The sequence below is a fragment of the Acidovorax sp. KNOB132 genome (assembly GCF_057541515.1).
The window spans coordinates 25,223-51,896 of record NZ_BAAJYT010000002.1 but is presented as its reverse complement, the minus strand read 5'-3'; the positions used below and the strand labels follow the sequence as shown (position 1 = coordinate 51,896).

21 protein-coding genes, 1 other RNA gene and 1 pseudogene are annotated in these 26,674 nt (G+C 64.0%); 10 read left to right on the top strand and 13 right to left on the bottom strand.

Going from position 1 to position 26,674, the window contains the following annotated elements:
- Nucleotides 1–19 precede the first annotated feature (19 nt).
- From AC27IO_RS00745 to carA, 4 genes are all read right to left on the bottom strand, one after another.
- Nucleotides 20–427: a DUF4149 domain-containing protein gene (locus tag AC27IO_RS00745; RefSeq protein WP_498736725.1), complete on the bottom strand. Its 408-nt coding sequence runs from the start codon at nucleotides 425–427 to the stop codon at nucleotides 20–22.
- 15 nt (nucleotides 428–442) lie between these two features.
- The gene (gene greA, locus AC27IO_RS00740) at nucleotides 443–919 is read right to left on the bottom strand and encodes a transcription elongation factor GreA (protein WP_272568938.1); all 477 of its coding nucleotides are present in this window, start codon (nucleotides 917–919) and stop codon (nucleotides 443–445) included.
- Nucleotides 920–1,104: 185 nt separating this feature from the next.
- On the bottom strand, nucleotides 1,105–4,350 hold the full coding sequence (carB, locus tag AC27IO_RS00735; RefSeq protein ID WP_498736722.1) for a carbamoyl-phosphate synthase large subunit: 3,246 nt from the start codon (nucleotides 4,348–4,350) through the stop codon (nucleotides 1,105–1,107).
- Nucleotides 4,350–5,513 (bottom strand): glutamine-hydrolyzing carbamoyl-phosphate synthase small subunit, encoded by a 1,164-nt coding sequence (gene carA, locus AC27IO_RS00730; RefSeq protein ID WP_487087438.1) that lies wholly within the window; start codon nucleotides 5,511–5,513, stop codon nucleotides 4,350–4,352. Before carA ends, carB begins: the two co-directional genes overlap by 1 nt.
- A 334-nt stretch (nucleotides 5,514–5,847) precedes the next feature.
- Here carA and AC27IO_RS00725 point away from each other — a divergent pair, with 334 nt between their 5' ends.
- The 4 genes from AC27IO_RS00725 (at nucleotide 5,848) to AC27IO_RS00710 (ending at nucleotide 9,696) form a co-directional block, all read left to right on the top strand.
- Entirely contained in the window at nucleotides 5,848–6,819 is a 972-nt protein-coding gene (locus AC27IO_RS00725; RefSeq protein ID WP_498736720.1) for a methyltransferase, read from the top strand.
- On the top strand, nucleotides 6,816–8,141 hold the full coding sequence (locus tag AC27IO_RS00720) for a phosphoribosylamine--glycine ligase (RefSeq protein WP_498736718.1): 1,326 nt from the start codon (nucleotides 6,816–6,818) through the stop codon (nucleotides 8,139–8,141). The genes AC27IO_RS00725 and AC27IO_RS00720 overlap by 4 nt, the downstream gene beginning before the upstream one ends.
- A gap of 92 nt (nucleotides 8,142–8,233) precedes the next feature.
- Complete coding sequence (locus tag AC27IO_RS00715; protein WP_498736716.1) at nucleotides 8,234–9,388, top strand: iron-containing redox enzyme family protein; 1,155 nt, start codon at nucleotides 8,234–8,236, stop codon at nucleotides 9,386–9,388.
- Entirely contained in the window at nucleotides 9,352–9,696 is a 345-nt protein-coding gene (locus AC27IO_RS00710; RefSeq protein ID WP_498736714.1) for a hypothetical protein, read from the top strand. The genes AC27IO_RS00715 and AC27IO_RS00710 overlap by 37 nt, the downstream gene beginning before the upstream one ends.
- Before the next feature lie 46 nt (nucleotides 9,697–9,742).
- On the opposite strand, the gene AC27IO_RS00705 is transcribed toward AC27IO_RS00710, so the two are convergent.
- The 4 genes from AC27IO_RS00705 to rpoN form a co-directional block, all read right to left on the bottom strand.
- Complete coding sequence (locus tag AC27IO_RS00705; protein WP_498736712.1) at nucleotides 9,743–10,192, bottom strand: hypothetical protein; 450 nt, start codon at nucleotides 10,190–10,192, stop codon at nucleotides 9,743–9,745.
- A gap of 185 nt (nucleotides 10,193–10,377) precedes the next feature.
- Nucleotides 10,378–10,695: a KGG domain-containing protein gene (locus AC27IO_RS00700; protein WP_317357723.1), complete on the bottom strand. Its 318-nt coding sequence runs from the start codon at nucleotides 10,693–10,695 to the stop codon at nucleotides 10,378–10,380.
- A 118-nt stretch (nucleotides 10,696–10,813) separates the two neighbouring features.
- Nucleotides 10,814–11,092: a hypothetical protein gene (locus AC27IO_RS00695; protein ID WP_317357720.1), complete on the bottom strand. Its 279-nt coding sequence runs from the start codon at nucleotides 11,090–11,092 to the stop codon at nucleotides 10,814–10,816.
- Nucleotides 11,093–11,141: 49 nt separating this feature from the next.
- Nucleotides 11,142–12,521, bottom strand: a complete 1,380-nt coding sequence (gene rpoN / locus AC27IO_RS00690) for an RNA polymerase factor sigma-54 (RefSeq protein ID WP_498736709.1) — start codon at nucleotides 12,519–12,521, stop codon at nucleotides 11,142–11,144.
- Here rpoN and AC27IO_RS00685 point away from each other — a divergent pair.
- The 6 genes and pseudogenes from AC27IO_RS00685 to AC27IO_RS00660 all read left to right on the top strand — a co-directional run.
- Nucleotides 12,456–13,037: pseudogene (locus tag AC27IO_RS00685) on the top strand (hypothetical protein); the annotation flags it as partial. The gene rpoN and the pseudogene AC27IO_RS00685 sit on opposite strands and share 66 nt — an antisense overlap.
- Before the next feature lie 12 nt (nucleotides 13,038–13,049).
- Nucleotides 13,050–13,910: a histidine kinase gene (locus tag AC27IO_RS00680; protein ID WP_498736756.1), complete on the top strand. Its 861-nt coding sequence runs from the start codon at nucleotides 13,050–13,052 to the stop codon at nucleotides 13,908–13,910.
- A gap of 82 nt (nucleotides 13,911–13,992) precedes the next feature.
- Nucleotides 13,993–15,402 carry a sigma-54-dependent transcriptional regulator gene (locus tag AC27IO_RS00675; RefSeq protein WP_317357713.1) on the top strand — a complete coding sequence of 470 codons (1,410 nt, stop codon included), beginning with the start codon at nucleotides 13,993–13,995 and terminating at the stop codon, nucleotides 15,400–15,402.
- A gap of 338 nt (nucleotides 15,403–15,740) precedes the next feature.
- Nucleotides 15,741–20,360 carry a PAS domain S-box protein gene (locus AC27IO_RS00670; RefSeq protein ID WP_498736706.1) on the top strand — a complete coding sequence of 1,540 codons (4,620 nt, stop codon included), beginning with the start codon at nucleotides 15,741–15,743 and terminating at the stop codon, nucleotides 20,358–20,360.
- A gap of 280 nt (nucleotides 20,361–20,640) precedes the next feature.
- Complete coding sequence (gene nadE / locus AC27IO_RS00665; RefSeq protein ID WP_498736704.1) at nucleotides 20,641–21,483, top strand: NAD(+) synthase; 843 nt, start codon at nucleotides 20,641–20,643, stop codon at nucleotides 21,481–21,483.
- Nucleotides 21,484–21,834: 351 nt separating this feature from the next.
- Nucleotides 21,835–22,767, top strand: coding sequence for a manganese catalase family protein (locus AC27IO_RS00660; protein ID WP_317357703.1), 933 nt, complete (start codon nucleotides 21,835–21,837; stop codon nucleotides 22,765–22,767).
- Between the two features lie 853 nt (nucleotides 22,768–23,620).
- Here AC27IO_RS00660 and AC27IO_RS00655 read toward each other — a convergent pair.
- From AC27IO_RS00655 to ompA, 5 genes are all read right to left on the bottom strand, one after another.
- On the bottom strand, nucleotides 23,621–23,749 hold the full coding sequence (locus AC27IO_RS00655) for a hypothetical protein (protein ID WP_498736702.1): 129 nt from the start codon (nucleotides 23,747–23,749) through the stop codon (nucleotides 23,621–23,623).
- A gap of 306 nt (nucleotides 23,750–24,055) precedes the next feature.
- Nucleotides 24,056–24,434, bottom strand: a transfer-messenger RNA (tmRNA) gene (gene ssrA, locus AC27IO_RS00650).
- Nucleotides 24,435–24,446: 12 nt separating this feature from the next.
- Entirely contained in the window at nucleotides 24,447–25,124 is a 678-nt protein-coding gene (gene gph / locus AC27IO_RS00645; RefSeq protein WP_284428656.1) for a phosphoglycolate phosphatase, read from the bottom strand.
- Nucleotides 25,121–25,834 carry a bifunctional 2-polyprenyl-6-hydroxyphenol methylase/3-demethylubiquinol 3-O-methyltransferase UbiG gene (gene ubiG / locus AC27IO_RS00640; protein WP_284428657.1) on the bottom strand — a complete coding sequence of 238 codons (714 nt, stop codon included), beginning with the start codon at nucleotides 25,832–25,834 and terminating at the stop codon, nucleotides 25,121–25,123. Before ubiG ends, gph begins: the two co-directional genes overlap by 4 nt.
- A gap of 76 nt (nucleotides 25,835–25,910) precedes the next feature.
- Entirely contained in the window at nucleotides 25,911–26,576 is a 666-nt protein-coding gene (ompA, locus tag AC27IO_RS00635) for an outer membrane protein OmpA (protein ID WP_272568896.1), read from the bottom strand.
- Nucleotides 26,577–26,674 lie beyond the last annotated feature (98 nt).

Genomic DNA, 26,674 nt, shown 5'->3' with positions numbered 1-26,674 from the left:
CGTCCCCTGCGCCGAGAAATCAGCGCCGGGACGTTCGCCACAGGACGGCCAGAGCGCATCCCCACTGCAACGCGTACATCACGGTGCCCACGCTGTGCCACAGCCTTAGATTCTGGCGAGCGACGATGCGGGGCGATACGCCGTACTGCACCAGCAACGCCAGTAAAAGCCCACCGATCACGAAGACCAGCGCGGCCTGGGCCCAGTCCTCCTGCGTCTCCGCATGCCGTCGTTTGGACAACAGGAGAAGGCACACGCAGCAAGCGATCGAGACGAAGGTTTGTGCCTCGAAAAGGCGTGCGGCCATGTTGCCGGCCAGCGCCGATGTTGGCAAATGCACGAACAGGAGCGGTACGGCCAGGAACCCGATGGCCGACAGACTCCCCCACCACAATGCGGCGGCCAGAACGGGCACGCGGTCATACATGGCAGCGTCTTTCGCTCAGATGTAGCTCACGCCCACCACTTCATAGCGGCGCAGGCCACCGGGGGCCTGGACCTCGGCCGTGTCGCCCTCTTCCTTGCCGATCAGCGCGCGAGCGATGGGGCTGGACACATTGATGAGGCCCAGCTTCAGGTCGGCCTCGTCCTCGCCCACGATCTGGTAGGTGACGGCATCGCCGCTCTCTTCGTCTTCCAGCTTCACGGTGGCACCGAACACCACTTTGCCGCCCGCGTCCAGCGCGGTGGGGTCGATGATCTGCGCAGCGGACAACTTGCTCTCGACTTCCTGGATGCGGCCTTCGATGAAACCCTGTCGGTCTTTGGCGGCCTCGTACTCCGCGTTTTCGCTCAGATCGCCCTGGGCACGCGCCTCGGCGATGGCATTGATCACCGCAGGGCGTTCGACGGTCTTCAGACGGTGCAGCTCTTCCTTGAGCTTTTCAGCGCCGCGCTTGGTAATGGGAATGGTGGCCATTGAATCAGTCTCCACGTTCAATTCGACGCCGCGCAACGCGCGGCCCTCCTGGCGTCTTGCACACCCGTGGATGCACAAACGGACGCCCCAAAAGGAAACCGCCGCGCGTTGCCGCGCGGCGGTCTCTGGTCAGTGGCGATTATGCCGCGTTTGAGGCGGCCGGACGCTTGACCTGACTGTGCCGTTCAGGCCGTCAATTGCGCGTGCAGTTCCTGCACGGAATAGACGTCCAGATGGTCCAGGTGCTTCATGCCTTCCACGGCCGCCTCGGCGCCGAAGATGGTCGTGAAGGTGGTGACCCGGGCCTGCAGCGAACTCGTGCGGATCGCGCGGGAGTCGGCAATCGCATTGCGCCGCTCTTCCACCGTATTGATGACCATGACGATTTCGTCGTTCTTGATCATGTCCACGATGTGTGGGCGGCCTTCGGTCACCTTGTTCACCACGGTCACCGGCACGCCGGCCTCCGAGATCGCAGCGGCCGTGCCCTTGGTCGCCACCAGGTCGAAACCCAGGGCGACCAGTTGCCGGCCGATTTCCACCGCACGCGGCTTGTCGCTGTTCTTCACGGTGAGGAACACCTTGCCGGACGTCGGCAGCTTCGTGCCGGCCCCCAGCTGGCTCTTCACGAAAGCCTCGCCGAACGTCTTGCCCACTCCCATCACTTCGCCGGTGGACTTCATCTCCGGGCCGAGGATCGTGTCCACACCCGGGAACTTGACGAAGGGGAACACCGCCTCCTTCACGCTGAAATAAGGCGGCGTGACTTCCCGCGTGATGCCCTGGCTCGCCAGCGACTGCCCCGCCATGCAGCGGGCCGCCACCTTGGCCAACTGGATGCCCGTGGCCTTGCTGACGAAGGGCACCGTTCGGGATGCGCGCGGATTCACTTCGAGCACATAGATCACGTCCTTGCCATCCTTTTCCTGAATGGCGAACTGCACGTTCATCAAGCCCACCACGCTCAGGCCCTCGGCCATGGCCGCAGTCTGGCGCTTGAGTTCATCCACCGTGGCCTTGCTCAGGTAGTAAGGCGGCAAAGAGCAGGCCGAGTCGCCGCTGTGCACGCCGGCTTGCTCAATGTGCTCCATCACGCCCCCGATGAAAACCTTGCCTTCGGGGTCGCGCAGGCAATCCACATCGCACTCGATGGCATCGTTCAGGAAACGGTCCAGCAGCACGGGCGAGTCGTTGCTCACCTTGACGGCTTCGCGCATGTAGCGTTCCAGATCCCGCTGTTCGTGGACGATTTCCATGGCACGGCCACCCAGCACATAGCTGGGGCGCACGACCAGTGGATAGCCCAACGCGGCAGCCTTCTCCAGGGCCTCCGGCTCGGTGCGTGCCGTGGCGTTGGGCGGCTGGCGCAGCCCCAGGTCGTTGAGCAGTTTCTGAAAGCGCTCGCGGTCTTCCGCAGCATCGATCATGTCCGGGCTGGTGCCGATGATCGGCACGCCCTCGGCCTCCAGGCCGAGCGCCAGCTTCAGGGGCGTCTGACCACCATACTGCACGATCACGCCCGTGGGTTTTTCCTTGTCGACGATTTCCAGCACGTCTTCCAGCGTGAGCGGCTCGAAATAAAGCCGATCCGACGTGTCGTAGTCGGTCGAAACCGTTTCCGGATTGCAGTTGACCATGATGGTTTCATAGCCGTCCTCGCGCATGGCAAGTGCGGCGTGAACACAGCAGTAGTCGAACTCGATGCCTTGGCCGATGCGGTTGGGGCCACCGCCCAGCACCATGATCTTCTTGTTGGTGGTGGGCGCGGCTTCACACTCGTCCTCGTAGGTCGAGTACATGTAAGCCGTGTTCGTGGCGAACTCGGCGGCGCAGGTGTCCACCCGCTTGTAGACGGGACGCACGTTGAGTGCCCGGCGCGCCTCCCGCACGGCCTTTTCCTGCGTCCGCAGGAGCTTGGCCAGGCGGCGATCGGAAAAGCCCTTTTTCTTGAGCGCGCGCAGCGTACCGGCGTCGATGGCAGCCAGCGCGCCATCCCCCTTTTCATCGGTCAGCTTGTCCAGATCCAGTTCGATCTTCACGATCTCTTCGATCTGCACCAGGAACCATTTGTCGATCTTGGTGAGGTCATGCACCTCGTCGACCGACAGGCCCATGGCGAAGGCATCGCCCACATACCAGATGCGCTCGGGACCCGGCTCGCCCAGTTCCTTTTCCAGCAGTTCGCGGTCCTGCGTCTTTTCATTCATGCCGTCCACGCCGACTTCCAGGCCACGCAACGCCTTCTGGAAAGACTCCTGGAACGTGCGGCCCATGGCCATGACCTCGCCCACCGACTTCATCTGCGTGGTCAGGCGGCTGTCGGCCGTGGGGAACTTCTCGAATGCAAAACGTGGAATCTTGGTGACCACGTAGTCGATCGAGGGTTCGAACGATGCGGGCGTAGCGCCGCCCGTGATTTCGTTCTTCAGTTCGTCGAGCGTGTAGCCCACCGCGAGCTTCGCCGCGACCTTGGCGATCGGAAAGCCCGTGGCCTTCGATGCCAGGGCCGACGACCGCGATACGCGTGGATTCATCTCGATGACGATCATGCGACCGTCTTTCGGATTCACCGAGAACTGCACGTTGGAGCCACCGGTATCCACGCCGATCTCGCGCAGCACCGCGAGGGACGCGTTGCGCATGATCTGGTATTCCTTGTCGGTCAGCGTTTGCGCAGGCGCCACCGTGATCGAGTCGCCCGTGTGCACGCCCATCGGATCGAGGTTCTCGATCGAGCAGATGATGATGCAGTTGTCCGCCTTGTCGCGAACCACTTCCATCTCGTACTCTTTCCAGCCGAGCAGCGATTCTTCGATCAGCAGTTCGTTGGTGGGCGAAGCCTCCAGCCCGCGCTTGCAGATGGTCTCGAACTCTTCAGGGTTGTAGGCAATGCCGCCGCCGGTGCCGCCCAGCGTGAAGCTGGGACGGATCACCGTGGGAAAGCCCACGGTCTTTTGCACCGTCCACGCCTCGTCCATGCTGTGGGCGATGCCGGAGCGGGCCGAGCCCAGGCCAATGCGGGTCATCGCATCCTTGAACTTGAGGCGGTCTTCCGCCTTGTCGATCGCCTCGGGCGTGGCGCCAATCAGCTCCACCTTGTACTTGTGCAGCACGCCATTGCGCCACAGGTCGAGGGCGCAATTGAGCGCCGTCTGCCCGCCCATCGTCGGCAGGATCGCGTCGGGGCGCTCCTTGGCGATGATCTTCTCGACGGTCTGCCACGTGATGGGCTCGATGTAGGTCACATCGGCGGTGGCCGGGTCGGTCATGATCGTCGCAGGATTGCTGTTGATCAGGATGACTTTGTAACCTTCCTCGCGCAGGGCCTTGCAGGCCTGCACGCCGGAATAGTCGAATTCGCAGGCTTGGCCGATGATGATGGGCCCGGCGCCGATGATGAGGATCGATTTGAGGTCTGTGCGCTTCGGCATTATTTCTTCTCCATCAGCGCAGTGAAGCGGTCAAACAGGTAGGCGATGTCGTGCGGGCCGGGCGAGGCCTCGGGGTGGCCCTGGAAACAGAACGCGGGCTTGTCCGTGCGCTCCAGGCCCTGCAGCGTGCCGTCGAACAGGCTGATGTGCGTGGGGCGCAGCGTCGACGGCAGCGACTCCATCTCCACGGCAAACCCATGGTTCTGGCTGGTGATGCTGACACGGCCGTTGTCCAGGTCCTTCACGGGATGGTTCGCGCCATGGTGGCTGTTGTCCATCTTGAAGGTCTTCGCGCCGCTGGCCAGGGCCATGATCTGGTGGCCCAGGCAGATGCCGAAGGTGGGCACGCCGGCATCGATGATCTGGCGCGTGGCTTCGATGGCGTAGTCGCACGGCGCCGGATCGCCAGGGCCGTTGGACAGGAACACGCCATCGGGCTTCATGGCCAGCACCTCGGCTGCCGGGGTCTTGGCCGGAACCACGGTGAGTCGGCAGCCGCGCTCGGCCAGCATGCGCAGAATGTTCTTCTTCACGCCGTAGTCGTAGGCCACCACGTGAAAGCGCGGAGCGGCAAGGGTGCCGTAACCCGAACCGAGCTTCCACTCGGTCTGGTCCCACGGATAGGCCGCGGAGGTGCTCACCACCTGGGCCAGATCCAGGCCCTTCATGCTGGGTGCCGCCTTGGCGGCGGCCAGGGCCTCGTCGATGCGCGCCTGGGTCACCGCTTCGCCGGCCGCAAGCCCGACGATGGCGCCGTTCTGCGCTCCGTGGGTGCGCAAGATGCGCGTGAGCTTGCGGGTGTCGATGTTGGCGATGGCAACGGTCTTCTCGCGCACGAGGTACTGCGAGAGAGTTTCGGTGCTGCGGAAATTGCTGGCCAGCAACGGCAGGTCTTTGATGATCAAGCCTGCGGCATGGACCTTGTCGGCTTCGATGTCCTCGGTATTGACACCGTAGTTGCCGATGTGCGGATACGTCAGGGTGACGATCTGCTGGCAGTAGCTCGGGTCGGTGAGGATTTCCTGGTAGCCGGTGATCGCGGTGTTGAACACCACTTCGCCGACCGTGGTGCCGGTGGCACCAATCGAATTGCCGATAAAGACCGTGCCGTCTGCGAGCGCCAGGATGGCGGGCGGGAAGGATCCCTGTAGAGACAAAAGCACTGGGTTCTCCGAATGGTTACGGGTCGCCCGGAGTCCGCAGGAAGACATTCCTGAAGACTGCTGCTTGTTGGGGGATTGCTTTGGTTGCTGCCGGGCGACGTTTTTGCGGGAAAGCCTCCAATTGTAGCCTCACTGAAAGAGCATCCCGACTTCCGCGGCCCATTCAGCCCACGCAAACCGGATCCGGCGATGCAACGATCGTCAGCGAGCAGGCTCTTTTGTCCTACACCACGACGGCCGAGGCCCCCTGAAAGATCGCAGCGGTTGGCATCCTGCGGCGCCCGCCCCCCTCGCCGCTCGCCCCCTCTCCTTGCAATGCCGCTTGCCAAATCCGATGAAAGCATCCACCACGCATTCTGCCCAACACAGTCTTCAGCGGCTCGGGCAGTGGCTCACCGTCATGGGCTACCGGTTCGTCACGGTAACGCCGCTCACGCACCAGAGAGTGCTTGCAAGGCCGCACGTCCCTGAGGCTTCGGACCTGCGTGACGCATTTGGATGGAACCGACCTTTTCCAAAAGACCAGCTTCCCCCAGATCTATCAACCGCTCTGCTGGACGATGGCTGGCTGCAGTCCGCCCCAAACGGGCTGTTGCAAAGCAACGTTCGGTTCAGTTCGCTCGATGGATTCCTCTTTGCCCACTCCGCCTTTCCGACGGCGCAAGAGGATGCCGTTTTCTTCGGGCCGGACACCTACCGGTTTGCAAGTTTCATCCGCCATCAGTTGCGAATGCAGCCGCAGCCGGAATCGCCACGCATTGCCGATGTCGGGTGCGGCGCCGGGCCGGGAGGACTCGTCGCGGCGAGGGCGTGGCAGGCGCAGCCCAACGGATGCGAGATCGTCCTGGTGGACATCAATCCCAGCGCGCTCTTGCACGCGAAAGCCAATGCAGCAGTCGCCGGCTACCCCTACGCGCAGTGCGTTCAAAGTGACCTCTTCTCCGAGGTCGCCGGCAGGTTCGATCTCATCGTCTCCAACCCGCCCTACTTGGTGGACGATGCCAACCGCACGTACCGGCACGGAGGTGGACAGTTTGGAGAAGCGCTTTCCGAGCGCATTTTGAAAGAGAGCCTCGATCGCTTGACGCCCACCGGCCGCCTGCTGCTCTACACCGGCTCGACCATCGTCGAAGGACGCGATGCTTTGCGCGACTCCGTTGTCGCCTACGCCGCGGCCCACGACTGTGCGGTGCACTATGAAGAACTGGACCCCGATGTCTTCGGAGAGGAACTGGAAGGGCCGGCCTATGCCAAGGCGGATCGGATCGCGGCCGTCGGCGTGGTGGTGCAAAGGCGGGCTGCATGAGATTTCTGGGCATTGGGCAGACCAACGACCTGGCGGCCATGTATGGCGGCCTCCAGCACCGCGGCCACGAGGTGCGGGTCGTGATTAAAGACCCTGCGTGCCACGACGTCTTCCAGGGCATCCTGCAGCGCGTCGAAGGATGGGAAAGCGAACTGGGATGGATCAAGGCGGCTGGAAACGAAGGCGTGATCCTCTTCGAATCCGCGACCCAGGGCGAATTGCAGGATGCATTGCGTGCGGAAGGCTTTCAGGTCATCGGCGGCAGCGCCCTCGGCGATCGACTGGAGGCGGACCGCGCCTTCGGGCAGAGTGCCTTGCAGGCCGCGGGACTGCAGGTAGCGGGCTGCCACCGTTTCACCGACTATGGCGAAGCGATGGTGTTCCTCGATGACCATCCCGCACGTTATGTACTCAAGTTCAACGGGGCCTCCGGCGAGCGCACGCGCAACTACGTCGGCCAGTCCAGCAACGGCGCCGACGTGCGCGCCCTGCTGGCCATGCACGCGGGCAAAACCCGAGTGGACCAGGCCGAGGCACCGGACTTCATCTTGATGGAGTTCATCGATGGGATCGAGATCGGGGTCGGCGGGTATTTCAACGGCCATCACTTTCTGTCGCCCGTGTGTGTCGATTTCGAGCACAAGCGGTTTTTCCCGGGCGACCTGGGCGAACTCACCGGAGAGATGGGCACCATCGTGAGCTACCACGAAAGTGCGCGCCTGTACGACACCGTCCTGCGTCCCCTGCTGTCCATGCTGCGGGATGGCGGTTACTGTGGCTACATCAACGTGAACCTCATCGCCAACGAAAACGGGCTGTGGCCCCTCGAATTCACTTGCCGGTTCGGCTACCCGGGTTTCGCGATTTGCGAAGCGCTTCACGATGATCCGTGGGACGCCATCTTTCGCCGAATGCTGCGCCGCGACACGTTGGACTTCGGTACGAAAAAGGGTTTTGCCTGCGGCGTGGTTCTTACAGTCCCGCCGTTTCCCTACCGGCATGGGTATGCGGAACTGTCCAAGGGTTTGCCGGTGTTCCTGGATCCCTCCATCACGCAGGCACAGCGAGACAGCCTGCATTTTTCAGAGGTGGCTCTGCATCAGGGACAGCTGGTGGCGAGTGGCTCATGCGGCTACCTGGGCGTTGCCACGGGCGTGGGCGCAACAGTGCATGCCGCCAACCTGGCCGCCCTGGATTGCGTTCGCCAAGTGATCGTGCCCAACCTGCGGTACCGTAGCGACATTGGCGCGCGGCTGCACGGGGGCGAATTGCAGCAACTGCGCTCGTGGGGCTGGCTGCAGGGGAAGCCATCGGCGGCGTAGGACCTTGCCGACCGGGGTTCGCGCCATCTGGTGGTTTCTGCCTTCTTTCCAGCATCGCAGCATGGGTCCACTCCTCCAGCCCATCGCCAACGATGCTTGCACAAAAAATTCTTCCCTCCGTCGACCACCATGGCAGCCAAGCACCTCGGGCTGACGATGCGCAGCGCCCGAATGCCGCCGGCCCCTATCGCCGTCTCTACGAAGCGCTGCTCACGCCGTCCCCCACGCTGCAAACCCGCCAGCACGCCGCCCAGTGGCTGCAGCGGCTGATGGACGATAGCAAAGACGTCCCCAGCGCATTGTGCGAAGCACCCGAGGACCTGCATGCGTGGGCCCGCGCAAACGCCCAGTCTGTGGCGCAGCGCTATCAAACCTACCTGGATGGGCGGCGCGCAGGCGGCGAGCGCCAGTATTTTCACAACCGCGCCCATGCACTCAACTTTCTGGCATCGGTGGCGCCAACCAAGCTGGTGGACGGGTCCTGGCTATACGGTCTGGCGCAGCATTCATCGACTGAACGGCTGCGCCCCCTGCTCCAGACCTACCTCGAAGAACTCGGAGACGGCGTGCCGCACAAGAACCACGTCACGCTCTATCGCCAATTGATGCGCCGGCACGGCCTTCAGCAAGACCTGCAACTGGACAATGCCAATTATCTGCAGGGCGCGGTGCAATTGGCCCTGGGATGGAATGCCGAGCATTTCCTGCCGGAGGTCATCGGCTTCAACCTGGGCTATGAACAGTTGCCGCTGCACCTGCTGATCACGGCGTACGAGCTCAACGAGCTTGGGATCGACCCCTACTACTTCACGCTTCACGTCACGGTCGATAACGGCGACAGCGGCCATGCATGGCAAGCTTGCGAAGCAGTGCTTCAGATGATGGAAGTCCAGGCAGACCGCAAGCAGTTTTGGCAGCGCGTTCGCGCCGGGAGCAAGCTCGCAGACGCCGGGCGTGGCACGCAGGAGGTCATCGCATCTTTTGACGCCAGGGCCGAAGTGGTAAAAATCTTCGAAAGAAAGGCACCGGCCGGTGCAGGCATGCACTCCGACTATTGCCGCATTGGCGGGCGCACCGTCAACGATTGGCTGGGCCCCAGGGCAACATCGATGCATTGCTCGACGCGCTGGTGGACGGCGGGTGGATCCGACTCGGCGCGCCGGTGGCGCAAAGCCGATTCTGGAACCTGCTTCAAGGAGAACGCGCGGAAATGTTCGGCGTGTTCACGGGATATGAGTTGCAGGTGATCCACGACTGGATTCGTGGCGAGGACAGCCGCGACGGACAGGACTATGCCCAGCCCGCCTCGGCCAACCAGACGCGCAGACTGCCCTCGTTCAGAGCCCTGGCACGCCACCGCTCGGTGAGCCCTTTCGCGGCCAGCGCAGAGCCTGTACTGGACCCCGAACTGAATCAATTCAATGAACAACTCCAGTCACTGGAAGGAGAGCAGCGCCGACAGTTCCTCAGCGCCGCGCTGTCTCCCGCGACGCATTGGACTTCGACAGGGTTGCTGGCCACCCGGCTCTTCATCAACGAAGGCTGGGCGGCCTGACCGCTGGAGCGACCATTGCCCTGAGACGGCGGTGGACCGCAAAGACTTACGGGGGTGATGGCATCTGCAGCAACGAAGGGTCGCTGCCGATCGCATTCAACTGTCCGTCTCCGCCGATGCGAAAGTGCGCGTTCTGACCGGTCGCAATCGCCACGCAGGCGGCAAAGCAGTGGGCCGGCAAGATCAATGTGCCGATGGCGTCGGTTGTCGTGACTTCAAAGCCCGCAGGAGCCGCAGGTTCGCCGAGGGTGAACCCGATCAGCAGCATCTGCCCCAGACCTGCCACCTTGGCGCCGATAAGCTCGATGCAACCCACTGCCTGTTCGACCACCCAGCCAGAAGTGGCATAGGGGGCATGCCCGCCGAGGGCAATGGTGCGCACTCCCCGCGCTTTGATGACGCTGTACTGCTCCCACTCAGGCGCGAGATGGAGCGGAGAAAATTGCTGAAAGAGCCCGCGGTGGCGCGGGGCGCGCGTGGGGTAGTTGGTGTTCATGGATTGCCTCATGGAATAGGATTTATGGCGCGTCCCACCCTCCTGGACAGCCTACGGAACGAATGCCTGGGCTTGCGCAGGAATGCGGGTTCGACAGGTGCAGCGCTTCCAACGGCAATCGATGTGCCACCCATCTGTTTTCAGCGGTAGCCCCCGAACAAATCGTCTGCACCACAGCGCTGGATTCAACGGCTTTGGGGGCCTGAATCGCGACCTGCGCCCTGCGGCGCGCGAGTCGCTCCGTTGGGTTTCGTGCTGGAAGCGCTGTCCGACAGAGTGGCCTCCGCATCAGCTGACGCACCGGCTTTGGCACCGCCAGAATTCGAGTTGCGGCGACTATGGCTCTTGGCGCCAGCGGCGCGGGCTTCTTCGGAGGTGAACTGATGCGCCGTGCCCTTTTGATGCGCCGCCTGCCCACCCTTGCTTGAAATTTCACGTTGCTTTGCCGCATCCATGGCGGCGAAGCCACGATTGCTACTGGATGGATTGCCTTGGTTGGCCATTTCGATACTCCTTCAATGTGCTCCCGTGGAGGGGAGCGGCCCAGGCCTGGCAGTCAAACCAGGCTTGGCACGGCAGAGGCAATCGACATGCCCGGCACCTGCAGGCCCCCTTGCGCAACTACCGGTCGACGTCTGCCTGGATTGCTCGCTTGACACAACGCGCAGCCTCTTGCCTCGCATGCCTGCGGCGAGCGATACCCGCATAAAGCGTCTGCACCAGGTCAATCGCATCGCAATCCGCTTGCGCTGCACTGAACCGCATTTGCGCGCAGGCCACAGTCGTGATCCGGGGCTGCATGCCCTGCAGCACATCGACCAGCCCACACCAATGACCATCCACCGCCAACGTGCGGGAAAACAAGGTCAATCCGTCAATGGAAGCCCAGGCGAAAGCCATGATTGATCTTTGGTGAATTGGTCTTCACCCTGAGGTGCAAACCGTTGGTTCAAACGTTCCTGTGACGTTCCGGCGCCGCCGAAATGCGAAGCGCCTGCCGGTACTTGGTGACCGTGCGCCGGGCGACCGAAAACCCCTGCTGCGCCAGCAGGCCGGCAATCGCCGCATCGGACAAAGCATGTAAGGGCGACTCGGCCGCAATCAACTCCGACACCAGCTCCTTGACGGCCGCAGGAGCGCAGGTGGTGCCATTGCGCGTAGACAAGCCGCGCGAGAAAAAATACTTGAGTTCATGCAAGCCGAACGGGGTCGCCAAGAACTTGTTGTTGGTGACACGGGACACGGTGGATTCGTGCACCCCCACTTCCTGCGCGATCTGCTGCAGCTTCAGCGGTTTGAGCGCCAACGGGCCATGCTCGAAAAACGCCTGCTGGTGCCGCCCGATGGCTCGCGCCACCGCCAGGATGGTGGCAAAGCGCTGCGCCACGTTACCCACCAACCAACGCGCTTCCTGCAGGCAGGCGCTCAACGCCGCACTCTCACCATGGCGCTTGCGCTGCTGAAACATCCGCGCATAGGCGGAATGCACCCGAAGGCGAGGCATCACAGCATCGTTGAGAACCATTTGCCAACCTCTCCCGCCTCTCACAGCCACGATGTCAGGCACCGCAAGCGGCACATCGTCTTGCAGGAAGGCGCGGCAAGGACTGGGGTTGAGCGCGCGAATCTTCGCGCAAACCGCTGCTGCAGCCTCGCGCGACACCCCCAGCGCCTCGGACAGCCGTGTGGGGTCGCGCAACGCCACGGCTTTCAGGTGGCCTTCAATGGCACGACGCACCAGATCCCGGGTCGTCACGCACTCCATCGTGTGCAATTGCAATAGCAGGCAATGCCGCAGGTCCACGGCGGCAACGCCTGCTGGATCCAGCCCCTGGACCCGGCGCCACGCCATGCGGATTTCCTGCCCATCCGGTTCCGGAGACAGGGCCATGGTGTGCACCGCCTGCTCGATCTCTTCAAACCCGCCGCGCAGGTAGCCATCGTCGTCCAGCGATTCGATGACCGCCTTTGCCAACAGCAGATCCCGCTCCGGCAGACGAAGCAGGTCCAGTTGCCCATGCAAATGGGCTCGCAATGAAATGGGCGCTGCTGAACGCTCCCAGGCCCTCTCCCCATCGCTGTCGGCAGACGGGATCCGGCCGCTGCCAGATGACGGACTCCAGTCGCTCGGCGGCGCGTGCGGCACCGTCTGCATATCCCGCTGCGCATCGCCATCCTCGACTTCCAACAGCGGATTGCTCTCCACCGCCTCCCGCACGGCGCGTGCGAAATCCTGTGAGGACATCTGCAGCAGGCGCACGGCATGCTGCAAGCGGGGCGAAGCATTCTGGGTGAGTGCTGCGGAAGTGCTCAGACTAAGCTGGCTCATCGAAGATCCATGGGTTGGGGAGCATCCCATGCAACAAAGCAAGGCATATGCCACACCACGCATGGCTTGGAAAGAGCTCACCCAGCCTCGAAAACCAGCACTTGGCGCTATCCTTTAATGCAGGCATGTTGCTCAACCGGTAGAGATTGCCGCAATTCCTGCCGGTTTCGCCCACGGGTTCGTTGCCTGGCCCGGTTCTTACCGGCACTGACTGGCATGCGGCATGCTGCGGCACTGGCGCCCGGCAACACCATCACGAGCGGAACGCCCTCGCCCATCATGAATGACACCTCCACACCCATCCCGACAGCAGCGCCTCACCCCGCCGCAGCGCCCCCCGTTGCAGCGCCGCCGTGGCTTTCCATGGCTGGTGTGGGGCATGAATTGCGCACCCCGCTGGGCGCACTGTCCGCAGCGCTGGAGGTGATTGCGCTCGCCCCCCATCCAATGCCCATCCAGAGCGAAGCGTGCGCGGTGGCCGCTCGGCAGACACGGCATCTGTCTTCGCTGCTGGAAGACCTGCAGGACGTGCTGGCGGCGCGCGAGGGGCGCATGGAACTGCGGCGTGTGCCGCTGGACTTCTCGGGTCTGGTGCGGCAGGCCTGGGAGGCATTGGTGAACTCCAACAGGGGTTATGCCTGCACCCAGCAGATCGCTGCCGACCTGCGGGTCATGGCAGATCCTCGCCTGATGCGCCGGGCGATGGATCAGATGCTTTGCCGGGCGTGCAAAGCGGCGGCCCCGGGCATGCGCATGGACTTGAACGTGTTCAGGCAAGGGGACGAGGTGCGCGTGGAAGTTCGCGGCCTGCCCAACGACCACATGGAGCGGCCCTCGGGAGCCGCATGCCTGCTGGCTCTGCATGTGCGGGCCGGCGCACCTGCCACCTTGGCAGACCTTCTTGCCGACCATGTCATTGCACTGCATGGGGGACGCACTCCATCGCCCTCCGATGGACCGCTGCAGTATCTCGCGCTGCCCTGCCTCGCAGAAACGCCACCACCGCCAGCCCGACTGCGGCGCCTTAAGGTGCTTGTCGCACTGCACGGCGCGCAAGATCGCCAGACAGCAGTGCAAACTCTGGAGCGCCAGGGATATACCGTGCTGGACGGCGGGGCGACCCAGCCGGCGCTGGACCTGTTGCTGCAGCACGTGCCCGATCTGGTTCTTGCAAATGCTCAGCCTGCCAAAGAGGCGCGCGAGTTTGCAGCCGCCGCGCGGGAGACCGGGTATGCCGGCCGCATGGTGGCCGTGGCAGCCGCCATGCCTTGTGCTCAGGAAGAGGCGTTGGATGCAGCCGGCGCCCGGCGCGCAGGCTTTGACGCATGGGCCGCCTGGGGCCAGTGGCCCCAGGTGCTGACGGACGCGCTGGAACGCGGAAGCGGTTGACCGCTGTACGTTCGTTTACACCCATGGCAGCGATCGCTGCAAATAATTCCTCTTTTTCAAATTCTTACTCGGGGAGATTTGCATGGCCCATGCCCTGGTAGTGGAAGACGATGCCGACTCCGCGCGCATGCTTGCGAGCTTGTTGCACACTGGCGGATTCACGGCAGCCACGGCCTCTTCGCTCCGGGATGCGCGCCGTCAGATTGCCCTGCAGCGCCCCGACATCGTGCTGCTCGACCTGCAGTTGCCCGACGGCAATGGGCTGTCCCTGTGCGAGGAGGCCGAACTGCTCTCGTATTCGGAAGTGGTGCTGATCACTGGCCACGCCAGCCTGGACACATCGATCCAGGCCCTTCGCCTGGGCGCTGCGGATTACCTTATCAAGCCGGTGGATACGCAACGGCTCAATGCCGTGCTCTCCCGCGCTCGCTCGCCCTCCACCCTGCTGGCCGAGATTCAGGACATGCGCCTGCAGTGGGAATCGACCGGCCGCTTCGGCCACCTGCTGGGCCGGTCGCCCATCATGCGCGAGGTGTACGAGCAGATCGCATGCGTGGCCGGCACCTCGGTCTCGGTGTTCGTGACAGGGGAAAGCGGCTCTGGGAAGGAGCTGGTTGCCCGCACCCTCCATGACCTCAGCCGGCGACGCGACGGTCCTTTTCTGGCGGTGAACTGCGGCGCGATCTCGCCCCAGCTGATCGAGAGCGAAATCTTTGGCCACGAGCGGGGCAGCTTCACGGGGGCGGACCGACAGCACCTGGGGTTTTTCGAGCGCGCCAATGGCGGCACCCTTTTCCTGGACGAGATCACCGAGATGCCGCTGGAGCTGCAGGTCAAGCTCTTGCGCGTACTGGAGACCGGCACCTTCCTGCGCGTAGGCTCCACCGAGGCGCGGCACACCGATGTGCGCATCGTGGCTGCCAGCAACCGCAACCTGGCCCAGGCCGTGGTGGATGGCGCGTTGCGGGAAGACCTGCTCTACCGCCTCAACGTGTTCCCGCTGCACCTGCCGCCCCTGCGGGACCGGCTGGAAGACCTGCCCCTGCTGGCACAGCATTTCCTGGACGACATCGCAGCACGTGAGGGGGGCCGAAAGACGCTGACCGCCGCCGCCCTGGAGCGCCTGGCGGAATACCGGTGGCCCGGCAACGTGCGCGAGTTGCGCAACGTGCTGCAGCGCGCCTTCGTGATGACGCAAGAAGGGCCGGTGACCGAGCGCTGGTTGCCGCGCGACCTCGTGCCTTCGCAGCCACCGCTCCCACTGCCACCGCTTGCGCCGCAGCAACGCGAGATGGCACCGATGGCCGACGGCGCTGCCGCCTCCACCGAACTGCGGCTGCCGCTGGGCAGCTCGCTGGCGGAAGTGGAGCGGGCGCTGATCCTCGCCACCTTCGCTCACTGCGGGCAGCGGCGCGAGCAGACCGCCGCCATGCTGGGCATCAGCATGAAGACGCTGTACAACCGGCTGAAGGAATACGGCGACGGCGCCTGACCGGCTGGCGGTGGCCGTCACCAGGCCTGGCCTTCTCAAGGGCGGCAACATCGTCCGGGCTCCAAGCCTGCGGCCTGAACGCCGGTACAACCCGTTGTCCGGTCATACATCCTGAATCCAGAACCCGCCATGCGCCGGGCACACTGGGCGCGCACGCCATCGCCCGCCCCAGCAGTCCGCGCGCGTCTCCGCGCGCAGTGGCCGCTCCCCCGGCAAGCCCAACCCATATACGGCATCGAACGAACCCCGCGCATGCTTTCCGCCGTGGCCCACCAGACCACGCCGTCGAACGCGAAAGCCCACGATCGATAATCGGCATTCACTAGAAAGACGCCAACATGGATGACTCGCTGACCACCCCCGACGAAGCCGAAGAGCATGTGGGAGAGGCGCTGGACAGCGTGGCGCCGGCGCGGGCCTATCACATGTTGCCGCTGATCGGTCTGGGTGGTTCGGCGGGCAGCATCCCGGCCCTGCAGACCTTTCTGCAGTCCATGCCCGAAGACCCCGGACTGGCTTTTGTCGTCATCCTGCACCTGTCGCCCGACCACGACAGCGAGCTGGCCGAAATCCTGCAGCGCAGCACCTCCCTGCAAGTGATGCAGGTGCGCGAGACCTGCAAGGTCCAGGTCAACACCGTCTACGTCATCCCGCCTGGCAAGGTGCTGCGCACCTATGACGGCTTTCTGCAGCTGGCCGATCTGCCGAGCCCGCGCCATGGCCATGTGACCGTGGACCTGTTCTTTCGCATGCTGGCCGACACCCACGGTCCGCATGCCACGGCCATCGTGCTGTCCGGCATGGATGGCGACGGTGCCATTGGCATCAAGCGCATCAAGGAGCGGGGCGGACTCACCATCGCCCAGGACCCGGACGAGGCGGAGCACAGCAGCATGCCCCGCTCGGCGCTGGCCACCGGCATGGTGGACTGGACGCTGCCCGCGGCGGCCATGCCCGGCCGGCTGCTGGAGTACTACCGGCTGGAGCGCCGCCTGAAGCTGCCTTCGGAGAAGGGACCCCCGCCCATGGAAAACCCGATTCCCCATGGCATGGCCACAGAAGCGGCCCTGCGCGACGTGCTGATCTTCCTGCGAACGCGGACCGGCCGGGACTTCGCCTACTACAAGCGGGCCACCATCCTGCGGCGCATCGGCCGGCGCATGCAGGTCAACGGCATCGCCGATCTGCCGGGCTATCTGGATTGCCTGCGCACGCGGCCCGGTGAGGCTGGGGCGCTGCTGCAGGACCTGCTCATCAGCGTGACCAACTTCTTTCGCGATGGCGAGTGCTTCAGTGCGCTGGAGGCGCACATCGGGGGGCTGTTTGCCGGCAAGGGGCCGGGGGACTCGCTCCGTGTGTGGGTGGCCGCCTGCGCCACGGGCGAGGAGGCCTACTCCATCGCCATCTTGCTCAGTGAATACGCACGCAAGGTGGATGCAGCGCCGGTGATCCAGGTCTTCGCCAGCGATCTGGACGACGAGGCCATCGGCATCGCCCGCGAGGGGCTCTACCCCACGACCATCGAGGCCGACGTGTCGGAAGAACGGCTGCGCCGGTATTTCGTGAAGGAGCACCGCGGCTACCGGCTTCGCCGCGAAATCCGTGAAATGGTGCTGTTTGCGGTGCATGACGTGCTCAAGGATTCGCCGTTCTCGCGGCTCGACCTCGTCACCTGCCGCAACCTGCTGATCTACCTGAACCGCAACGCCCAGCACCGCGTGTTCGACACCTTCCATTTCTCGCTCAAGCCCCGCGGGCTGATGTTTCTGGGCTCGTCGGAATCCGTCGAAGACAACAGCCCCCTGTTTGTCGTGCTCGACAAGAAGCACCGCATCTACAGCCACCGCCCCGCCTCGCGCTCGGGCATGCCAGGGCACTCCGCGCCCGGCACCGTCTCGCTCGCCATGGAGGCGCAGCACGCCGCGCGGTCCGGCCCGGTGCTGGCCGGCCCGGCCTTCACCTCGACGCCCCCGGCCTCGCGCGATCTGCCGCCCCTCGATGGCCGCAGCCACAGCTGGGGTGAGCTGCATTTCCGGCTGCTGGAGAAGATCGCGCCGCCCTCCGTGCTGATCGATGCCGGCCACGACATCGTGCACCTGTCGCCCAACGCCGGCGAGTTCCTGCGCTTTCAGGGCGGCGAGCCCAGCCGCAACCTGCTGCGCGCCATCCACGAGGACCTGCGCATCGAAGTGCGCGCGGCGCTCTACCAGGCGGCGCAGCGCAAGATGGCCGTGGAGACCCCGCCCGTGGCCGTCACCCATGCCGGCAGCGAAATGGTGCTGGTGGTCCGCATCGTCCCGTTCCACGAGGCGCCGGGTTTTCATCTGGTGATCATCCAGCCCGCGTCGGCGCTGCAGCCGCTGCTGCCCATGCCGGTGCGGCCCATGTCGGTCTCCGAGCCCCTGGCGCAGCACCTGGAGCAAGAACTGGAGCGCATGAAACTGCACCTGCGCGACACGGTCGAGCAGTACGAGGTGTCCACCGAAGAACTCAAGGCCAGCAACGAAGAGCTGCAGGCCATGAACGAAGAGCTGCGCTCGGCCACCGAGGAACTCGAAACCAGCCGAGAAGAACTGCAGTCGATCAACGAAGAGCTCACCACCGTCAACCACGAGCTCAAGAGCAAGGTCGATGAACTCGGCCACTCCAACAGCGACATGCACAACCTGATGGACGCCACCGCGATCGCGACGGTGTTCCTGGACCGCGAGCTGTGCATCACCCGCTTCACCCCCTCGGCGATCACGCTGTTCAAACTGATTCCCACTGACATCGGCCGCCCGCTGTCCGATCTGGCAACCCACCTGGACTACCCGGAGATGACCTCCGATGCCCGCCGCGTCCTGGAGCGGCTGGTGCCGATGGAGCGCGAGGTCGGCAAGGGCAGCGGCCAGTGGTTCCTGGTCAGGGCCCTGCCCTACCGCACGCTGGACGACCGCATTGCCGGGGTGGTGCTCACCTTCGTGGACATCACCGAACGCAAGCACAGCCAGGAGGCCTTGCGCGTCTCGCAGGACCGATTCAGTCTCATCGTCAGCCAGGCGACGGCCGGGGTGATGGAGGTGTCGCTGGACGGGCGCATCGAATTCACCAACCGCAGCTACCGCGAACTGCTGGGCTATTCCGAGGCCGACATCGTGGGCATGTCGCTGCTCGACCTCGTCCACCCCGACGACCGGGCCGAGAGCGCACGGCTGTTCGAGAAGCTCGCCCGCCACGGCGAGCCGTTCCAGGTCGAAAAGCGCTGCCTGCGCAAGGACGGCTCAGTGATCTGGACCTTCAACAACGTGAGCCGCCTGTCGAATGTGCAAGGCCGTGCGGACGCTGCCTTGGTGATGTGCACCGACGTGACGGAACGCAAACGGGCGGAGGAAGCCCTCAGCCGCAGCGAGGAGCAGTTGCGGCTCATCGTGGAGAACGCCGTCGAGTTCGCCATCTTCTCCACCGACCCGCAGATGCGCGTGACCCGCTGGAACGTGGGCGCCGAGCGCCTGCTCGGCTACCCCGAGGCCGAGGTGCTGGGGCAGCCCGCCGACATCATCTTCACCGACGAAGACCGCGCCCTGGGCGCACCGCAGATCGAGGTGCGCCAGGCGCTGACCGATGGCCGCGCCATGGACGACCGCCTGCACCGCCGCAAAGATGGCACCACCTTCTGGGCCAGCGGGGTGTTGATGCCGATGCTCGACGATGGCGCCGTGGTCGGCTTCGTCAAGATCCTGCGCGACCAGAGCCGTGCCCGCCAGGCCCAGGAAGACCTGGAGACCAGCCGGGCCGAACTGGTCGAGGCCCTGCGGCAGAAAGAAGCCGCGCACTCGGCCTTGGAAGCCGCAGACGCTGCCAAGGACCGGTTCCTGGCCGTGCTGTCGCACGAACTGCGCAACCCTCTCGCCTCCATCCGCAATGCCGCAGAGGCGCTGCAGTCGGGGCAGTTGAACCACGAGGAGCGGGCCCAGTCGTCCAGCATCCTGGACCGGCAATCCGCCGCCATGAAGACGCTGCTGGACGACCTGCTGGACGTCTCGCGCCTGCGGCTGGGGCGCCTGGCCCTGCACCGCCGCCGCATCCTGCTGTCCGAGGTCGTGGACATGGCCATCGAAACCACCAGGCCCGCCATCGAAGCTGGCGCGCACCGGCTGGAGGTGGTGCTTCCGCACATGCCGGTGGTACTCGATGCGGACCCGGTGCGCCTCAGCCAGGTGCTGTCCAACCTGCTGGCCAACGCCGCCAAATACACCCCTCCAGGTGGCCACATCGGGGTACGGGCCCAGGTGGACCAGCGCACCGCCGTGATCGCCGTGACGGACAACGGCATCGGCATGGCAGCGGACAACATCCATAGCCTGTTCGGCATGTTCGTGCAGGAAACATCCGACCTGCCCGGCGCGCGGGGCCTGGGCATCGGGCTGGCGCTCGTGCGCAGCATCGTGGAATTGCACGGCGGCCTGGTGGAAGGCTCCAGCCCGGGCCAGGGCCAAGGCAGCACCTTCACCGTGCGCCTGCCGCTGGCGCAGGCGGAGCCCCTTGCGCCGTTGCCGGAGCCCGGGTTGCCGGCCGCATTGCGCAGTCTCTCCGCCCTGGCGCCCAAGGTGCTGGTGGCCGACGACAACGCCGATGCGGCCTGGAGCATCGCCACTCTGCTGCAAATTTCCGGTTGCGAGGTACGCACCTGTTCCGACGGTCCCGCGGCGGTCGCGGCCGCCCGCGAGGGCATGCCTGACGTGGCGGTGCTGGACATCGGCATGCCGGGCATGAGCGGGCACGAAGTGGCGCGCCAGATGCGCGCCCTGCCGGGCGGCGCGGACGTGCAGCTGATCGCGTTGACCGGCTGGGGCCAGGAAGCCGACCGGAACGCTGCCGCCGAAGCGGGGTTCGACGCACACATGGTCAAGCCCGTGGAGGTCCAGCAACTCGTCGCGCTGATCGAGGCCCGCCAGCGGGACAAGGCACCGCGCTGAGTTCACCACCAGGCGCTATGTTTTTCATAGCGACATGCCCTAGTACTTATTGCGCTGGAAGCCGTTTTGATCCACGGTGCTTCGGTGGCATCCGGAATGGCTGGGCCGGCTGACAGGCCTTGCGCCCCTGACACACCCACTGGCACGCCTCCTGCCGTGCAAAGCGGCAGCGACATGCCGGCACCATCCGACAACCGCTTCGGCCACTTGGCCGCCCAATGGTCCATTGCGGCCCGGCGAAGTCCGCGCCGGTGCCATCCACCTTTGAGGAGCGACCCCAATGAGCGTCAGGCCCAGTCAGCCACAGATTCTGGAACTCCTGTCGGTGGTGCGCGAGTTCGATGTCGAGGTCGAACTGGAGCGCCGTGTCGACTTTCTCGCCCAGTACCTGGCGCGCACCGGGCGACAGACCTACGTGCTCGGGATCAGCGGCGGCGTGGATTCGCTGGTTGCCGGCTGCCTGGCGCAACGGGCCGTGGCCCGCCTGCGGGCCTCCGGAGAAAGCGTCCGTTTCATCGCCATGCGGCTGCCGTATGGCCAGCAGCGGGACGAGGCCGAGGCAGTCAGGTGCCTCGACTTCATCGCGCCCGACGAGGTGCGCACCGTGGACATCCGCGCATCGGTCGATGCCATGCAGCAAGCGCTGATCGCCTCCGGCGTGGACCTGGGCGATGCCCCGGCGGAAGACTTTCTGGTCGGCAACATCAAGGCCCGCGCCCGCATGGTGGCGCAATACGCGGTGGCCGGCGCCACCGCCGGGCTGGTCATCGGCACCGATCATGCAGCCGAGGCACTGATGGGGTTCTTCACCAAGCATGGCGATGGAGCGGCCGATGTGCTGCCGCTGGCGGGCCTGAACAAGCGCCGCGTGCGCGCGGTGGGTTTTGCATTGGGCGCTCCCCGCGATCTGGTCATGAAAGTGCCCACGGCTGATCTGGAAACACTGGCCCCGCAACGGCCCGACGAAGACGCATTCGGGGTGAGCTACGACACCATCGACGACTTCCTGGAAGGCCTGCCCATCGATCGCGAGGTCAAGCGGATCATCGTGAACACCTACCTCGCCAGCGCCCACAAGCGCGATGCCGCCGTGACTCCAACCATGGCCCGTTCAACTCTCTAGACAGGCCCCAAGCCACGGACCGCGCCAGCGAGCGAACAGAAAAAACCGCTGCAAAATTTACCGCGCGGCATGGTCCGGGCAATCGCCCATCCGCCGCGGCACTTCGTCGCCATGGTGGCCCTGTACTGCCAGCGCCGTCCGCACCGGACTGGGCCTCTCGGGTGGGGCGCGCCAGGGAACAGGCAAGGTATATGCCGTGTTTGGTTGCGTTTCATCTTCTGCGCCGCCCTGTCCGGCATGGCCATCGGCCCATTGCCCGGCCCTTCGGCACACCGCTTGCCCAGACTCCTTCAACGCCACATGGCGTTGCCTGTCGGTGAACCCGCTGGCTCAACCCCACCAGGAGCATTCATGTTTTCTCATAACAAGCGGCTGCAATACACCGTACGAATCAGCGAAACCAATCCCGGCCTCGCCAACCTGCTGCTCGAGCAGTTTGGCGGACCCCAGGGCGAACTCGCCGCAGCCTGCCGCTATTTCACCCAGGCATTGGGCGAGGACGATCCGGGCCGCAAGGACATGCTGTTCGACATCGCGACCGAAGAGCTGAGCCATCTGGAGATCATCGGAACCATCGTGGGCATGCTCAACAAGGGCGCCAAGGGCCGACTGGCGGAAGGCGTTGAAAAAGAGGGCGACCTCTATCGGTCCATCACCGGCGCAGGCAACGACAGCCACCTCACCCAGGTGCTGTACGGGGGTGGCCCAGCGTTGATCAACTCGGCAGGCGTACCCTGGACGGCAGCGTACGTCGACACCATCGGCGAGCCCACCGCCGATCTGCGGTCGAACATCGCGGCCGAATCCCGCGCGAAGATCGTGTATGAACGCCTCATCAACCTCACGGACGACCCGGGCGTGAAGGACGCGCTGACCTTCCTCATGACGCGAGAGATCGCCCACCAGAAGTCGTTTGAAAAAGCACTCTATGCCATCGAACCGAACTTCCCTCCCGGCAAGCTGCCAGGCGATCCGCGCTTCACCAGCGTGTACTTTCGCACCTCGCAGGGCGAGCCGGAAGTGCGGGGTGCGTGGAACGAAGGAGAGCGCTGGAACGTCGTTCCCCTTCCCCAGGGCGCCGAAGCGGTGGATGGCGGCGATGGCCTGGCGACCGTGGCCCTGAACGAACTGGAAGCGCCCGCCGTGGAGCAGATGGCCGCACGCACGGCATCTCAGCCCGACATGGATCCCACCACGGGTGCCGAACTGGGCATGGGAGAAGATCTGGACCCTGTGGGTGATGCAGGCCGTTTGCGCGGCGTGCCGAAAACGCTCGAAGACTGATGGGCAGGGCAGGCTCCTGCGGCCGTGGTGATGCCCCCGATAAGGTCATTGCCGCGGCCTGGGACCGGCCCTGAATGCCTTCTTATGGGTTTTCCCGACGGATGCGGTGGCCCCGACGGGCCGCAGCGCAGCCCACGGCAAGCCCCGCGGCGAAAGTCGCATAAAGCGTTGCCATAGACTGCTGAGAGCCGCCATGCACAAGGCCTGGAGTGCCATCAGTCGGCTCGACCCACCGCTCCAACATGCCAGCTTTGCCAGGCCCGCTGCGCCCCCGCCAAGCAAGCACCATCGTCGATGCGACGCTTGCCAAAGTCCCAGCCATCAGCCCTATGCTGATCACCGAGCGTGCAGTGGCATGCGGGCCGTGGTGGCCATGCGGCAGGCATTGCAAATCCGACGTCGGCAGAACGTGGACCTGCGTCAAAGCGATCGACAAAGGATCGCTGGCAGGAAACGACTCCTCTATTCCATGATCGAGGGCAGGCTCCGTGTGCGCGGGATTGGCCGCAGGTCTCAACGCCGGAGCAGTGCCTTCAGGCGGAGGACAAGGATGGCTTTCAGATGTCGGAAAGGGAAAGGCATCAGGGCTGCGGGTGTTCATGGGAGGACTTCTTCCAGAGACGACGACGGATGGATGAATGGGTGGCGGCGCACTGAAGGCCGTCTGGCTAGCCGTTTCGACGGGGGTCTGACGGCTCGCGGGAATCCGCAATGCCACCGCCGTCTTCCCCCTCCTTTTGCGGTGCAGGCCCTTTCTGCGGCATGCGCTGCATTGCGGGATCTGTTTCGACCAATGCCGGGCTGGGACGACCGGGGTCCTTGCGCGGCTTACCGTCCGGGGAGTCGACCTGGTTCACCATGGCTGTACCTCCGGCATGTCGGCCAATGCCACCTGGCAGGGCTGCGTTCCTGTGGCGATGCGCGTCGTGGCCGGTACCGCGTTGACGGTGCTTGAAATACCGGCTGGTCTGGTGGTTTGCATGAATTTCCTTTCCAAGGAGAAATCAGTTTGCGAACCCCTGTTCGATGCGGGTGTAGGACTGCAGCGCTCATGCCGCAGTGGCACCACAGGCCGTGATACCGAGGGCAGAACGGTTTTCGATGCACGTCCGCGGAGTCGACACGGACATGCCGGGCACGTCCACGCTCGATGGCGTATCGGCAATTGCAGTAACCAGCACGTGGGACTCGCGGGCCATTTCGATGCGATGGGCGCGACACCCACAAAGCGCTGGGCAAGAAAAAACCGCCACAGCCTGACGGTGTCAGAGTGTGGCGGTATCCTGAGTGGTGGAGCTGGCGGGAATTGAACCCGCGTCCGCAAGCCTTCTTCGGGCAGATCTACATGTTTAGCGGTCTGTTTTGATTCTCATGGCCCACGTCGCGCAGTCGCACGCTACGTGGGACACCAGTACCCTTGGATCTTGCTCCATGCCAAGGTACCCGGCACGGAACCAGCCAGCGTGAATAACCTTGCAGCCGGGAGGTCTTGCGACCCCCTTGCCCAGCCCGCTAGCATGCTGTTGCAAGGCTCACCGGTGTTTAAGCGGCGAGTGCGAAACGTTCGTCGTTTGCAGTTAGTTTTTTGAATGCAGATTTACGAGCGCCACTCAAGCTCGACATGCACCACACCGATTCCGAACCCACGTCGAAACCAGGGCAGCCCCAAGCCTCGTATTTTAAGGCGCAGAGATCAATTGCAAGACCTCGAGCGGAGATTTAATTACGGCCTGTGCGCCCCACTCGTGCACAGCGGTTTGCGTGCCGAGGTAGCCGTACAACGCAGCCACGGTGCGCATGCCGGCCGCGAGGCCCGCGACGATATCGCGCTCATCGTCGCCGACGTAGATGCAATGCGCTGGTTCGATATCCAGGCGTCTGGCCGCTTCGAGCAGGGGCTCGGGGTGCGGCTTGCTGTGTGCGGTGGTGTCGCCACTGATCACCGCACCGGCGCTACTGAACAGTGGCGTGGCCGCCACCAGCACATCCGTGAACCTTGCCGCCTTGTTGGTGACGATGCCCCAAGGCATGCCACGCCGGGTCAACTCGGCGATCATTGACTCCACACCATCGAACACTTTCGTGCGCTGCTGAATGCAGGCCTCGTAGTTGACGAAGAACTCTTCTCGCAACGCCGGAAAGTCGGGATGGGCCGTATCCATGTCGAATGCCACTGACAGCATGCCCCTGGCTCCAGCCCCTGCCATGGGCCGATACCGATCGGCAGGCAGAGACGGCAAGCCACGGTCCGTTCGCAATTTGTCGGCGGCAGCACCCAGGTCGGGAGCACTATCGATCAATGTGCCGTCGAGATCGAACAAGACGGCACGAACATGGGTAAAGACAGGTGAACTCATAAGGCGGCGCGGCGTGCAGCGAGCATGTAGTTGACCGAGGTGTCGGCACTCAGCCAATAGCGCTTGGTCAGCGGGTTGTACTCCAGTCCCCGACTGTGAACGATATCGAGGCCCGCCAGCCGACTGGCGGACGCCAATTCGCTGGGCTTGATGAATTTCGCATACTCGTGCGTGCCTTTGGGCAGCATGCCCAAAATGTATTCGGCGCCGACGACTGCCAGCATGAACGCCTTGGCATTGCGATTGATGGTGGAAAAAAAGACCCAGCCACCCGGCTTGACCAGACGCGCGCACGCTTGAATCACGGAGGCGGGGTCCGGCACGTGCTCCAGCATTTCCATGCATGTGACAGTATCGAAGGTGCCAGGTACTTCCGCGGCCAAGTCCTCCACGCTGACTTCACGGTACTGCACATGGGGTGTCCCGGTTTCCAAGGCATGCAGTTGCGCGATTCGCAATGATTTGCTGGCCAGATCAATGCCTGTTACCTGCGCGCCTTTTCTGGCCATCGAATCCGTGAGGATGCCGCCACCACATCCCACATCCAGCACCTGCTGCCCTTCTAAAGGCGATATGCCATTGATCCATTCCAGGCGCAGCGGATTAATCTGGTGCAATGGGCGAAATTCACTTTCCGGATCCCACCAGCGGTGGGCAAGTGCGGAAAATTTGGCCAGCTCTGCTGGATCGGCATTAATGTGATCGCTCATGTGGGTAGGTGCTCCAAAAGAGATGGCCCATAAAAAAAGCCCCGTTTCCGGGGCTTTTTCATGACTGATTCGGAAATCAGTTAGAAGCGCGGGTACCGACCACTTCGATTTCCACGCGACGGTTCTTCGCACGGCCTTCCTTGGTCTTGTTGTCGGCGACTGGTTGCTTCTCGCCCTTGCCTTCAGTGTAAACGCGGTTCTTTTCGATGCCCTTGGACACCAGATAAGCCTTCACAGCTTCAGCGCGGCGAACCGACAGCTTCTGGTTGTAGGCATCCGTACCGACGGAGTCGGTATGACCCACGGCGATGATGACTTCCAGGTTCACGCTCTTGACCTTGGAAACCAGGTCATCCAGCTTGGCCTTGCCTTCTGGCTTGAGCACGGACTTGTCAAAGTCGAAGAACGCATCGGCAGCGTACGTCACCTTGCTGGCCACTGCGGGAGCAGGAGGCGCTGCAGGGGCAGGCGTTGCAGCAGGTGCGGGAGCAGCAGCGGCAGGGGTAGAAGCAGGAGCCTGAGCAACCAGAGCACCATCACAACCGACAGCAGCGGTAGCAGGGGTCCAGTTGGCATCGCGCCAGCACAGTTCGTTCGTGCCGTTCTTCCACACCAGTTCGCCGGTACCGTTCTGCCAGTTGTCAACAACCTTGCCGCCGTCGGCTGCTTTGACTTGAGCGCCAGCCGAGGTAGCAAGCACAGCAGAGGCCAACAACATCGCCACTTTGTTCAGTTTCTTCATGGTTCTCCTCTTGGGGAAAAAGCCGCAGCCGCGCTGCGAATATGGACGTCATCAGTGACCATCACTAAAAACGTTGAAATGATTGTGCCATACGTAAC